9 protein-coding genes and 2 pseudogenes are annotated in these 12463 nt (G+C 69.7%); 6 read left to right on the plus strand and 5 right to left on the minus strand.

Features of this window, described 5'->3' with window-relative positions:
- Positions 1-77: 77 nt before the first annotated feature.
- Entirely contained in the window at positions 78-2048 is a 1971-nt protein-coding gene (locus tag OG194_RS44605) for a potassium transporter Kup (protein WP_327406427.1), read from the plus strand.
- Positions 2049-2182: 134 nt separating this feature from the next.
- Here the strand turns inward: OG194_RS44605 and OG194_RS44610 are convergent, their stop codons facing one another.
- From OG194_RS44610 to OG194_RS44620, 3 genes are read right to left on the minus strand one after another with little or no spacing between them, the layout of a single operon-like run.
- Positions 2183-2650: a hypothetical protein gene (locus OG194_RS44610; RefSeq protein WP_327406428.1), complete on the minus strand. Its 468-nt coding sequence runs from the start codon at positions 2648-2650 to the stop codon at positions 2183-2185.
- 55 nt (positions 2651-2705) lie between these two features.
- Positions 2706-3374, minus strand: a complete 669-nt coding sequence (locus OG194_RS44615; RefSeq protein ID WP_327406429.1) for a hypothetical protein — start codon at positions 3372-3374, stop codon at positions 2706-2708.
- 50 nt (positions 3375-3424) lie between these two features.
- On the minus strand, positions 3425-5605 hold the full coding sequence (locus OG194_RS44620; RefSeq protein ID WP_327406430.1) for a glycoside hydrolase domain-containing protein: 2181 nt from the start codon (positions 5603-5605) through the stop codon (positions 3425-3427).
- Positions 5606-6027: 422 nt separating this feature from the next.
- Between OG194_RS44620 and OG194_RS44625 the strand changes: the two genes are divergently transcribed.
- A complete protein-coding gene (locus OG194_RS44625; RefSeq protein ID WP_327406431.1) occupies positions 6028-7614 on the plus strand; it encodes an oleate hydratase in 1587 nt (528 codons plus the stop codon).
- Positions 7615-7680: 66 nt separating this feature from the next.
- Here OG194_RS44625 and OG194_RS44630 read toward each other — a convergent pair whose 3' ends face one another.
- Positions 7681-7938, minus strand: coding sequence for an ABC transporter substrate-binding protein (locus tag OG194_RS44630; protein WP_327406432.1), 258 nt, complete (start codon positions 7936-7938; stop codon positions 7681-7683).
- On the opposite strand from OG194_RS44630, the pseudogene OG194_RS44635 reads away from it, so the two are divergent.
- The 4 genes and pseudogenes from OG194_RS44635 to OG194_RS44650 all read left to right on the plus strand — a co-directional run.
- Positions 7868-9286, plus strand: a pseudogene (locus OG194_RS44635) (ATP-binding cassette domain-containing protein); the annotation flags it as partial. The gene OG194_RS44630 and the pseudogene OG194_RS44635 overlap by 71 nt on opposite strands.
- Positions 9283-10146, plus strand: coding sequence for an ECF transporter S component (locus tag OG194_RS44640; protein WP_327406433.1), 864 nt, complete (start codon positions 9283-9285; stop codon positions 10144-10146). The pseudogene OG194_RS44635 and the gene OG194_RS44640, both read left to right, overlap by 4 nt.
- A pseudogene (locus OG194_RS47795) lies at positions 10101-10427 on the plus strand (acyl-CoA dehydrogenase family protein); the annotation flags it as partial. The gene OG194_RS44640 and the pseudogene OG194_RS47795, both read left to right, overlap by 46 nt.
- The gene (locus tag OG194_RS44650; RefSeq protein WP_327406434.1) at positions 10424-11488 is read left to right on the plus strand and encodes an enoyl-CoA hydratase/isomerase family protein; all 1065 of its coding nucleotides are present in this window, start codon (positions 10424-10426) and stop codon (positions 11486-11488) included. The pseudogene OG194_RS47795 and the gene OG194_RS44650, both read left to right, overlap by 4 nt.
- Before the next feature lie 273 nt (positions 11489-11761).
- Here the strand turns inward: OG194_RS44650 and OG194_RS44655 are convergent, their stop codons facing one another.
- A complete protein-coding gene (locus OG194_RS44655) occupies positions 11762-12445 on the minus strand; it encodes an NADPH-dependent F420 reductase (RefSeq protein WP_327406435.1) in 684 nt (227 codons plus the stop codon).
- Positions 12446-12463 lie beyond the last annotated feature (18 nt).

The raw sequence follows: 12463 nt of genomic DNA on the forward strand, positions 1-12463 counted from the left end.
TTGCGCCGGCGCCTGGGTAGTGTCCGCCCCGATGCACCGGACCCGCGGTAGCGCGGTCCGCCAGAGGGAGGATCACCATGGCCGAGCGTGGGAACGGGGCCGTAGCGGACGAAGGGTCCACGGCGGGGCCGCCGGAGGCTCGTCCCGCGAGCATGCGGGACACGGTGCGGCTCGCGGTGGTGATCGGGGCTCTCGGGGTGGTCTTCGGTGACATCGGGACCAGCCCGATCTACACCCTCCAGACCGTGTTCAGCCCGAGCGACCCGCACCCGGTCCCGGTCAGCACGCAGAACGTGTACGGGGTGGTGTCACTGGTCTTCTGGTCGGTGATGGTCATCGTCACGGTCACCTACGTGCTGCTGGCGATGCGCGCCGACAACGAGGGTGAGGGCGGCATCATGGCGCTCATCACGCTGGTGCGGCAATGGAGTTCACAGCGGGGGCGGCGCGCTGCCGTCGTACTGACCGGGCTGGGTATTTTCGGTGCCTCGCTGTTCTTCGGCGACAGCATGATCACCCCTGCCATCTCGGTGCTGTCCGCGGTCGAGGGGCTCAAGGTCGTCGAACCGTCGCTGGACGACGCGGTCGTGCCCATCACCGCCGTGATCATTGTTCTGTTGTTCCTGGTGCAGCGGCGAGGAACTGCGGCCGTGGGGCGGGTGTTCGGGCCGATCATGATCCTGTGGTTCGTGGCCATCGGCGCGTGCGGCGTCGTAGCCATCGCCGATCACCCGGCCATCCTCCGCGCGCTGTGGCCGAGTTACGCCCTGGGCTTCCTCTTCGGCCACTTCGGCACCGCCTTCTTCGCACTCGCCGCGGTCGTGCTCGCGGTCACCGGCGCGGAGGCCCTCTACGCGGACATGGGGCACTTCGGCCGCCGGGCCATCACCCGCGCCTGGCTGCTCCTCGTCTTCCCCGCCTGCGTCCTCAGCTACTTCGGCCAGGGCGCGCTGATCCTCGACGACCCGGCCAACATCAGCAGCCCGTTCTTCCTGCTCGTGCCGCACTGGGGACGCTGGCCGATGGTCCTGCTGGCCACGGCGGCCACGGTGATCGCCTCCCAGGCCGTGATCACCGGCGCGTACTCGGTCGCCTCCCAGGCGGCCCAACTCGGCTATCTCCCGAGGCTGCGGATCGCCCACACCTCCGAATCCACCATCGGCCAGATCTACGTCCCCTGGATCAACTGGCTGCTCATGGTCTCCGTCCTCACCCTCGTCTTCGCGTTCCGCAGCTCCGCCGCGCTGGCCTTCGCGTTCGGCATGGCGGTCACCGGCACCATCACCATCACCACCCTGCTGTTCTTCTACGTCGCCCGCGCGAAATGGGGCACGCCCCTGTGGCTCATCGCGACCGGCGCGACCCTGCTGCTCTCCGTGGACCTGCTGTTCGTGGCGGCGAACCTGACCAAGCTCGTGCACGGCGCGTGGCTGCCGCTGCTGATCGGCATCACCGCGTTCACCGTCATGACGACCTGGCAGCGCGGCCGCGAGGTCGTCACCGCGGAACGCGCGGAACACGAGGGCTCGTTGCGCGAGTTCGTCGACCAACTCCGCAGCGGGGAACGGCCGGTGCTCCAGGTCCCCGGTACGGCGGTGTTCCTCAACCGGAGCAAGCAGACGGCGCCCCTGGCCATGCGCGCCAACGTGGAACACAACCACGTACGGCACGAGCAGGTCGTCATCCTGTCCATCGAGACCGAACCCGTGCCCCGTATCCCGGCCGACCGGCGGATCGTCGTCGACGGCCTCGGCTACGCCGACGACGGGATCATCCACGTCACCGCCCGGTTCGGCTACATGGAGACACCGGACGTGCCCGCCACGCTGGCGATGCTCGACCCGGCCGACACGGAGGGGCCGTTGCTGCTCGACCAGGCGTCCTACTTCCTGTCGACGATCGACCTCCGGCGCGGCCCGGCCCCGACGATGGCCCCCTGGCGTAAACGGCTGTTCATCGCCACCTCCCACATCACGGCCGACGCCGCCGAGCACTTCGGCCTGCCCCGAGACCGGACGATCATCATGGGCTGGCACATCGAGGTGTAGACAGGCCTGTGGTCTACGGCTCGTCGCACCGCGGGAGTTGAGCGCGGGCGACGCCGTTCATGGCCGCGGCGCACACGCGCCGCGGCCATGAACGGCTCATGGTTCCCGGTGGCCGGTGTTCCGTCAGCCGGGTTCTAGAACGGTGCGCAGAGGCCCGCCTGGCTGGTGCAGGAGCGGAGGTTCGGGTCCCAGGTGGTGTTGGAGCTGGAGAAGTACACCTCCGGTACCCAGCCCCAGTTGCCGTTGTCCGCCTCGGTGAAGGCCCAGGCGTTGTTGCAGTAGCTGCCGGAACAGAACGTGGAACTCAGGGTGTCGCCGCGGAACCAGTTGATGTTGGCGCTGTTGACGGTGCCCACGAGGGTGCTGGACCCGGGTGCCGAGCGCACCCCGATGCTGCCGCCCCACAGACTGCAGTAGTTCACCTCGCCGGCACCGTGGTGGGAACCGGCCGAGATGTAGGAGTAGGTGACGTTGCAGGCCGTGTCGTACTGCGCCCCGGAAGGCGCGGCGGAGGCCGGGGCGGCGATGACGCCGACGGCCGTGACGACGGTCGCCGCCATGACGGCGAGCGTCGCGGCCAGCGATTTCGCGGTGTTTCTCACTGCTGTCTCCTCGTGGTCGTGGGCATGTTCTGTGGCTGTGGTGTGGGGTGACGTCTCAGCCGCGCAGGGCGAACGTTCCCGGGCCCTGCCCGAGCGCGAGATCGCGGCGTCCTATCCGGTCGGCGAGTCGCGCGAGGCGGTCGTCGGACGGCGGAACGTCGATCTGGAAGTGGGCCTCATAGGGGGTGCTGAAGGTGCCGCCCCACCGCACGACCCCCGCGCAGTCGGCCACGATGTCGGCGATCGCGGCGCGTTGCGCGGGGAAGAGGGTGCCGGTCGTGCCCGGCGGATGGGCGCCCGGGCGGAGGGCGACGGCGGTGCCGGAGGCGTAGTTGGTCCGGAAACCGGTCAGGCCCCGGGGCGCCTGGAAGCCCTGGACGTCGACCGGTTCGAGCGCCTCGATCTCGTAGTGGTAGCGGCTGATCACATGGACGAGCACGGCGGAGGCGGCGCCGAGCCGCAGCGCGACGGTGGCGCCGGTGCCCGGTACGGCTCTGGTCCATACGGCGCCCCCGATGTCGGTGCCCTTCTCCATGGGCCAGCCGTTCGCGCTGGTGCCGCCCGTGCGCGGGTCGACTCGGGAAGACGGGTCAACTGCGAGGCCGGGCGCGTCCGTTGCCGCAGCGGCGGCGGTGGCGAGTCCGGGTACCGCCACGGCGGCGGCGAGTCCGGTGGCCGTGCGCAGCAGCACGCGCCGGGTCGGGGCAGGGCTGGGTAGGGACATGGCGTGGCTCCGGGGAGAGAGGGTGAAGTACGTGAGTGGGGGAGGCGCGGTCAGTCGCGCATGAGGCTGTTGTACTTCTCGAAGACGGCGTAGAGGCCGATCATCGCGTTCCCGTAGCGTTCGGCTCCGTCGCCGGTTCCGTTGTACCGGCCCATGATCCTTCGGCTGTCGTCGTCGCCGCTGGCGACGGACGGACGGGCGACGCCGACGAGGGCGGCTCCCTGGACGAGTACGGCCGGAACGGTGCTCACGTTGTAGACGTCGTCGTCGTGGAGGTTGTGCCACATCGTGGAGAGGTCGTCGGCGTTGTCGGCGTTCATGATGCGGCCGGTGATGATGCCCGCGTCCACGCAGTAGTTGCGGGCACCGATGCCGGTGTGCGCCCGGATCTGGCCGAGGCCGGTGCTGCTCTCGTCGCTCAGGCCGGCCTCGACGGCGTCGTCCGCGGCCTTGTCGGCGATGTTGTAGGCCCTGATCTCCCACAGCAGCGGGCACTGGATCAGGGCCTTGCGCATGCCGTACGTACGGGAGACGGAGGTGATCAGCCAGTCGAGGTCCATCACCGCCTGGAACGACTGGGTGGTGGTGCGGGTGCTGTAGGCCATGGTGCCCTCACCGCCCTGCTCAGGCACGCCCATGGAGTTGACGAAGTAGTTCTGCACGTCGGCGAGCAGCACGTCCCGGAAGAACGTGTCGAACCGGCCGTCCAGGTGGCTGTCGTCGTTCTCCTCCAGGAAGCCGCTCTGCCCCTCGTCACGGCCCGACGCGATGTCGTTGTCGATGGAGATCGCGCCGGAGCCGCTGCCGGCGGAGATCGTGGCGATCTGGTCGAACGACCAGTCGGCGGGATGCGGGTAACCGAGGTTTCCCGAGAATCCCGTCGACATGTCGGACAGGAAACTGGCCGAGGTCAGTCCCTCCGCCCCGACCCTGCTGCACACGTTGCGCGGGGCGTAGATGCCGATCCGGTACTCGGGGCCGTACTCGTCGATCGTGGCCTTGATGCCGCGGAAGTGCGGCAGGACGCTGTCGGTCACCTCGTAGTCGAGGGCGTCGAAGTCGACGGCGAAATAGATGCGGGTGCCCGCCTTGAAGCCGTAGTGGCGGGCGCGCTCGATCGCGGCGTGGGCGTCGGCGATGCCCTGCTCACGACGGAAGTACGCCGCCTCGCCGCCGTAGGTCTGGTAGATCGGGAAGACGTTGAGCCCGTGCGCGGCGACGACCGTCAACTCCCCGGGCTGGAGCTGCTTGTTGAGGGTGGAGCCCGGGACGTTGGAGAGGTAGCGGCCGACGTACCGGTAGCCGGCCGAGTACAGGGCCGTGGCGCGGGCGGCGGTGAGTTCGGTGACGGTGTCGCAGGCGGTGCCGGCGCGGGTGTTGTCGCCCGTGGACACCAACAGGGAGGCCCAGGTGGGGAAGTCGCCCTGACCGTTCACGGTGAGCCGTACGAAACTCTGGAAGTCCCGCACCCTGGAGGCGAGTCCGGCGTCGAAGGTCGTGGTGAAGGAGCTTCCTGGTCGCCGGTTGAAGAGCATCGCCGCGCTGAACAGGGCGACCCAGGCGCCGGTGGAGCCCTGGGCCACGGTGTGGTCGCGCAGCCCTTGTTTCGTGGCGGGACCGAGCGCACCCGTGGCCACGTCGTCGCTCATGCCGATCTCGTACTGGATGGCGTAGATCAGCGCCTTCTGCACGTCCCTGGAGAAGTTGCCGTCGCAGGGGATCACGAAGAAGTCCCGGCGGCCGACGTAACGGCTGTTGAGCCACTGCTCGACGGAGCGGATGGCGTCCGTGCCGCCCTCGACGAGCACGTACGCGTCCATCGTCAGCAGGGCCTTGAACACCTTGGGGGTCAGGCTGTCCCCGGGGTAGGCGGCGTCGACGCCCATGTTCCGCTTGAGGCTGGTGACGGACGCGGAGACGCGTTCCGTGTAGTCGCCGTTGATCTGGTCGCCGTCGTACCCCTTGCAGTACAGGCCGGACTGCACGATCCGGTAGATGTTGCCGTTGCGGGTGTTGGCGTCGATGACGGGGAAGCGGGACTGGAGAGCCGCCAGCGTGGCCGGTCCGAAACTGTCGGCCAGGGTGGTCATGCCCAACTCGTGCTGAAGCGCCCGTGTGAGCGCGAACATCACCGTCCAGCTGGTCCTGCCGTCCACCTCCACCTTCGGGATGCCGTCGACGTCATAGCTGTTGATGAATCTCTGAGCCTGTTCCACCATCGCGTCGGCCACGGCCGGCTCTCCCCCTGCACCGTGCTCGGTCGGCTGACGGTGCACCGACAGACTTCGCGACAGGCGGTGGGCTCGCAATGAATTCGAACACGCTCTAATACTCCAGTCGTACGTCCACGCCGGCCGCCCTGCGCGATCCGCTGCGCCGGCCTGCTCCGATGGGCTCACAGAGGCGCCGGCCCGAGCTGGATCACGGGGTGAATGGGTGGGTGGACGAACGCACGGTCAGGCTCGACGAGTTGGCGCAGGGACTGCGTCCGCTGGTAGCCCGCCACCTCTCGGCGAGATCACCCGTCCGGCCCCGCCCTGCTGCGAGCGACCACCCCGCGCCCGACCCTGGGGAAGCCGACCGCACGCCGGTGAAGTGCCTGTGCCTCCGCCCGGGCCGCCCGTGGTCGTGGCATCGAGGAGGGACGGCGTTCATGGCGAAGGCTTACCTGGTGGGAAGCGGTGTCGCGGCCTTGTCGGCGGCGGCGTTCCTGATCCGTGAGGGTGGGTTCCTGGGATCGGACATCCTGCTGCTTGAGGAGCAGGACAAGGAGGGTGGCAGCCTTGACGCGGCCGGGTCGCCCGAGGCCGGGTACACGATGCGCGGTGGCCGGATGTTCGAGATCCACTTCGACTGCACGTACGACCTGCTGGGCTCGATCCCGTCGCTGGACGACCCGTCGAAGTCGGTGACCGAGGACACCTTCGCCTTCCACGAGGACTTCGCCTGGGACGACCACGCCCGGCTCGTCGACGCGGCGGGCAAGGTGGTCGACACGCACTCCATGGGCTTCTCCGAGCGCGACCGGCTGGAGCTGGTGAAGTGCGTGGGCACCCCGGAGGGGCTGCTGGACGGCAAGCGCATCACGGACTGCTTCAGCGAGGGCTTCTTCCGTACCAACTTCTGGTGGATGTGGTGCACGACGTTCGCCTTCGAGCCGTGGCACAGCGCGATCGAGTTCCGCCGCTACCTCAACCGCTTCGTGCACCTCTTCAAGACCTTCGACTCCATGTCGGGGATCTACCGGACCCGCTTCAACCAGTACGACTCCATCGTGCGGCCTCTGTCGAAGTGGCTGACCGAGCAGGGGGTGATCGTCCAACTCGGCACCCGGGTAACCGACTTGCGTCTCGCCGACGGGGACGCCCTCACCGTCGAGGCCCTCGCCTGGACGCGGGAGGGCCGTAGCGAGGAGACGGAACTCGGCCCAGGTGACCTGGTGTTGGTCACCAACGGCTCGATGACCGCCGACTCCACGCTCGGTTCCACCGACACCGCGCCCGTACTGGACACCTCCGGTGACGCGGGATCCTGGCGGCTGTGGGAGACGCTCGCGGCGAAGCGACCGGGTCGGTCGGACCGGTCGGGTCTGCTGGGGGACCCGTCGGTCTTCAACTCCTCCATCGCCGACTCCACTTGGGCGTCCTTCACGGTCACGACGAAGGATCCGACCTTCTTCGAGCTGATGGAGAAGTTCAGCGGCAGCGAGGCCGGCAAGGGCGGGCTGATCACGTTCAAGGACTCCAACTGGCTGCTCACCATCGTCCTCAACCACCAGCCGCACTTCCGCGAACAGCCCGAGGACACCTTCGTGTGGTGGGGCTACGGCCTCTTCCCGGACAGGGAGGGCGACTTCGTCCGCAAGCCGATGCGCGAGTGCACGGGCCGGGAGATCCTGGACGAGGTCCTGCACCACCTCCGCTTCGAGGAGGGTCCGCGGATCCTCGACCACTCGATCGTCATCCCGGCGCTGATGCCGTACATCACCAGCCAGTTCCTGGTGCGCAGTTCGGGAGACCGGCCGCAGGTCGTCCCGGAGGGCTCCACCAACCTTGGTTTCATCGGCCAGTACGCCGAGGTCCCCGACGACGTCGTCTTCACCGTCGAGTACTCGGTACGCACCGCCTGGACCGCCGTAGCCCAACTCCTGGACCTGGACCGGCAACCACCGCCGGTCTACAAGGGCGGCCACGACCCGAAAGTGCTGGTCGAGGCACTCCAGACGATGCACCGCCGCTGACCTGCGCCGAACGAGCGGAGGAGCGGAGGAGCGGAGAGGCTCACAGCGTGCGGGCCTCGGCGGCGGTCACCGGCTGCCCGGCCCGCACCCCGTGCAGGACATGGCCAGCACCTCCGCACCGCGCACCACTCGTGGCCCCGGACGGTTGAAGTAGGACGGTCCGTCCACCACCCAGACCCGGCCGTCGCGTACGGCGGGCAGCTCCGCCCAGCCCGGCAGTCCGGTCAGCAACTCGGCCTCGCGCAGGGTCTGTTCGGGTGGGAAGCGGCACGGCAGGACCAGCATCACGTCCGGTCGCGCGGCCCGCACCGCCTCCCAGGTCATCGGCTTGGTGTGTTCGCCCGGCGAGGAGGAACTCGCCTACGCCATGGAGCAGTTGGCGATCCCGCCCGCGACCAGGCGTAAACGCGTCGAGGAGACCCTGGACCTGCTCGGCCTCGCCGACCTGCGCCACCGCGCCCTGCACGAACTCTCCGGCGGCCAGCAACAACGCGTCGCCATCGGCTCCGTCCTCACCGCACACCCCCGGGTCCTCGTCTTCGACGAACCCACCTCCGCCCTCGACCCCACGGCCGCCGAGGAAGTCCTCGCCGCCGTCACCCGCCTCGTCCACGACCTCGGCGTCACCGTCCTCATGGCCGAGCACCGCCTCGAACGGGTCGTCCAGTACGCCGACCGGATCATCCACCTCCCCGGCGACGGCCGCGCGGTGATCGGCACACCGGCCGACATCCTGCGTACGTCCACGATCGCGCCGCCGATCGTGGAACTCGGCCGGGCCGCAGGCTGGTCCCCGCTGCCGCTGTCCATCCGCGACGCCCGCCGCGCCGCCGCGCCCCTGCGCACCCGGCTGACCGGACGCACACCCGGCCCCGTCCGCTCGGTCCAAGTCGCCCTCGGTCCACGGCTGTTGACCGCGCGCGGAGTGACGGTGACCTACCACGGCGTGCCGGCCGTCCGAGAAGTCGACCTCGACCTGCACGGCGGCCGGGTCACCGCGCTCATGGGCCGCAACGGCTCCGGCAAGTCCTCCCCGCTGTGGGCCCTCCAGGGATCCGGCCCGCGCCGCGCCGGAACCGTCGAGGTCGCCGACGCCCCGGGCGATCAGCGCGAACTGTCCGCCGCCGACGCGCGAAAGGCCGTAGGCCTGGTTCCGTAGACACCCGCCGACCTGCTCTACCTCGAAAGCGTCAAACAGGAACTCGGCCAGGCCGACATCGAGTCGGCCTCCGGGGAATCCGCTCGCGCCATCCTGGACAGGCTCGCGCCCGGTATCCCCGAGGACACGCATCCACGCGACCTGTCCGAGGGGCAGCGGCTGGCGCTCTTCCTGGCCATCCAACTCTCCGCCGCGCCAAGGGTGTTGCTCCTCGACGAACCGACCCGCGGCCTGGACTACCGCGCCAAGACGGAACTCGTCCGGATCGTCGACGCACTCGCCGCCGAAGGGCGTGCCGTCGTCATCGCCACGCACGACGTCGAGTTCGTGGCCCGCGCCGCCGACCGGGTCGTCGTCATGGCCGAGGGCGACATCGTCGCCGACGGACCCACCACCGAAGTCATCGTCGCCTCACCGGTGTTCGCCCCGCAGACGGCCAAGATCCTCGCCCCACTGCCCCTCCTGACGGTTGATCAGGCGCGACCGTTGCTGGACGGGGAGCCGCGCTCATGACCGCCCCTGCCATCCGGCTCACCCTGCGTGTCGGCGTCGTGATGGTGCTCGCCGCGTTCCTCGGACTGGTCGCGTTCTTCTGGCCGTTCGTCGTCGCACCGGGCACGTTCGGCTCGAACTACGCGCCCCCGCTCATCTTCGGCGTGCTCCTGGTGCTCGTCCTGTGCGTCGTCCTCTCCGAGATCGCCGAGGGCGGCATCGACTCCAAGGCGCTCGCGATGCTCGGCATGCTGTCCGCCGTCAACGCGGCGCTGCGCCCGCTGGGCGCCGGTACCGCGGGCATCGAGACCGTCTTCTTCGTCCTCGTCGTCGCGGGCCGTGTCTACGGGCCCGGCTTCGGCTTCGTCCTCGGCTGCACCTCGCTGTTCGCCTCCGCGCTCATCACGGGCGGGGTCGGGCCCTGGATGCCGTACGAGATGTTCGGCTGCGCCTTCGTCGGCATGCTCGCCGGGTTCCTGCCGCGGACGCGAGGCCGGTACGAGGTGCTGATGCTGGCGGTCTACGGATCGCTCTCCGGCTATCTGTTCGGGTTCCTGCTCAACCTCTCCTTCTGGCCGTTCTCCCTCGATCCGAACAGTTCCATCGCCTACTTGCCCGGTCTGCCGTTCACCGAGCAGTGGCACCGCTATCTCGTCTTCGACCTCGCCACGTCCCTGGGCTGGGACACCGGCCGTGCGGTCACGAATTTCGTCTGCGTCCTGCTGGCCGGGCCCGCGGTTCTGACCACCTTCCGCCGGGCCGCCCGCAAGGCCCGCTTCCGGGCGCCTGTGTGCTTCACGGCACCCGCACCGGTTGCTGATCCGGACGGTTCCCGAGCACCCGGCCGCCCCGCCAAGTCGCCCTGGACGGCGTCAGGTTGACTGCCGATCGCCGATCGCCGATCGCCGACCGCCGACCGCCGACCGCCGACCGGCTGCTCGGCCCCGAGGGCGAGGACTTCTGCATCGCTCTGTGCGCGCTCAACGGCGGCCGTCTCGACATCGCCGACCGCGCCCTCCAGCTCCGTGGCGGCCACGGCCACCTGAGCGCATACGGTAGCGAGAAGATCGTCCGCGACCAGCGGGTCCACCAGATCCTGGAAGGAACCAACGAGATCATGCGCGTCATCGTGGCCCGCGGCCTGACAGAGGTGTTCGGATGAACGGCACCGACGACTCCGTGCTCGTACGTGTCGAGGGGCGCGCCGCGTACCTCACCCTCAACCGGCCCCAGGCCCTCAACGCCCTGACCCACACCATGGTCCGCCGTATCGACGAGGCGCTGACGGCCTGGGAGCACGACCCGGCCGTGGAGACCGTCGTCCTCACCGGCGCGGGGGAGCGGGGCCTGTGCGCAGGCGGCGACATCCGCGCCATCCACAACGACGCGCGGGACGGGGACGGCTCGGCGTCGGCGGCCTTCTGGCGCGACGAGTACCGGCTCAACGCCCGTATCGCCCGCTACCCGAAGCCCTACGTGGCCGTCATGGACGGCATCGTCATGGGTGGCGGCGTCGGCGTCTCCGCGCACGGCGGCTTCCGGATCGTCACCGAGCGGTCGCGGGTCGCCATGCCGGAGACGGGTATCGGCTTCGTACCGGACGTGGGCGGTACCCATCTCCTCGCCCGCGTGCCCGGCGAACTAGGCACCCATCTGGCGCTGACCGGAGTCGCGGTGGGCGCGTCCGACGCCCTGCACTGCGACCTCGCCGACCACTACATCCCTTCCGCGTCCCTGCCTCAACTCCACGACGCCTTCGCCCACATGCCGGTACGCGAGGTTCTCGGCCGCTATGCGCGCGAGGCGCCTCCCGGTGAACTGGCGGAGGCGCGGGCCTGGATCGACGCCTGCTACGTGGCCCACACCGTCGAGGAGATCATCGAGCGCCTGCTCGACCACGGCGACAGCGTGGCGAAGCAGACCGCCGAAACCCTGCTGACCAAGTCGCCCACCGCGCTGAAGGTCACCCTTGTCGCGCTCCGCCGGGCCCGCCGACTCGGCCCGCTGGAGAACGTGTTGAACCAGGAGTACCGCGTCTCCTGCGCTGCCCTGGCCACCCCTGACCTGGTGGAAGGCATCCGCGCCCAGGTCATCGACAAGGACCGCACCCCGCACTGGTCGCCGCCGACGCTCGCCGAGGTCGGCGACGCGGACGTCGAGCGGTTCTTCGCACCCCTCGGCGAGCGCGAACTCGGCCTCGCCGTACCGGACATCACCCGGTAGTTGTCGGGGCGAGCAGGACCGTGGCGTGCAACGGGCCGGGGCACATGGGCGGCTCCGCCCTGGAGACGGAGACCGAACACCCGGCCAGGAGCATCCCCGCCCCGAGCAGGATCGCCCGACCTCCCCGTATTTCAGGGGCGTTGCCTGCCACCGGTCCCGTCGTCGCCGTTCGTGCCGTACGAGCGCCTCGACCTGGGCGACGGGGAGGGGCGGGGAGGGGCGGGGACTTCGGCGGAACCACGTAGACAGCCGCGTATGACGCCTGCTCGTGGCTCAGCGGTGTGCCGCCGCCAGCGCCGCGCGGATCTCGGCGGCGGACGCGGGCGCGGCCGGCTGGTTCCTGTACCGGTCGTCCTTGGTCACCGAGTACGGCGCGCAGAAGACCGGAGTGCCCACCTGTGAGCGCCAGCCTTCGGCGAGCGGTCCCATGTCCAGGGCGTCGAAGCCGAGCAGCGAGAGCAACTCGGCGGCGTGCCGCTTCGCGGCCGGGTCGTCGCCGGCGATCGGCAGGGAGGTGCGGTCGGGCGCGTGCTCGGGGCGCGGCAACGCCCTGAGGTGTTGGTAGTTGATGTTGTTGAACGCCTTCACGACGTGCGCCTCGGGCAGGTGTCGTTGGAGCAGTTCGCTGTCGGTGAGTTCTCGCGCTTCGAGTTCCGGGATGGTGCCGTCACGCGGGGCGAAGTAGTTGCCGGTGTCGATGACCGTCCTGCCGACGAGGGGCTCCCGGGGAACCGCCGCCACGGCGCCGACCGGGATCGTCACGACGACCCAGTCCCCATCTGCCGCCGCCTGCGCGGGAGTTGCCGCGCGGGCTCGCGGCCCCAGTTCGTCCACGAGGCCGGAAAGTGTCTGCGGCGCCCGTGAGTTGCTGAGCACGACGTCCAGTCCGGCGTCGACCGCCAGCCGGGCGAGTGTGCTGCCGATGTTTCCACTGCCGATGAGTCCAAGTGTCGCCATGCCGGGGAGAACCTCCCG

It is taken from the genome of Streptomyces sp. NBC_01288 (assembly GCF_035982055.1).
GTDB lineage: Bacteria > Actinomycetota > Actinomycetes > Streptomycetales > Streptomycetaceae > Streptomyces.

Coding starts and splice junctions, on each gene's coding strand:
- OG194_RS44605 (WP_327406427.1), top strand. CDS start 78: ATGGCCGAGCGTGGGAACGGGGCCGTAGCGGACGAAGGGTCCACGGCG.
- OG194_RS44615 (WP_327406429.1), bottom strand. CDS start 3,374: ATGTCCCTACCCAGCCCTGCCCCGACCCGGCGCGTGCTGCTGCGCACG.
- OG194_RS44625 (WP_327406431.1), top strand. CDS start 6,028: ATGGCGAAGGCTTACCTGGTGGGAAGCGGTGTCGCGGCCTTGTCGGCG.
- OG194_RS44630 (WP_327406432.1), bottom strand. CDS start 7,938: ATGACCTGGGAGGCGGTGCGGGCCGCGCGACCGGACGTGATGCTGGTC.
- OG194_RS44640 (WP_327406433.1), top strand. CDS start 9,283: ATGACCGCCCCTGCCATCCGGCTCACCCTGCGTGTCGGCGTCGTGATG.
- OG194_RS44650 (WP_327406434.1), top strand. CDS start 10,424: ATGAACGGCACCGACGACTCCGTGCTCGTACGTGTCGAGGGGCGCGCC.
- OG194_RS44655 (WP_327406435.1), bottom strand. CDS start 12,445: ATGGCGACACTTGGACTCATCGGCAGTGGAAACATCGGCAGCACACTC.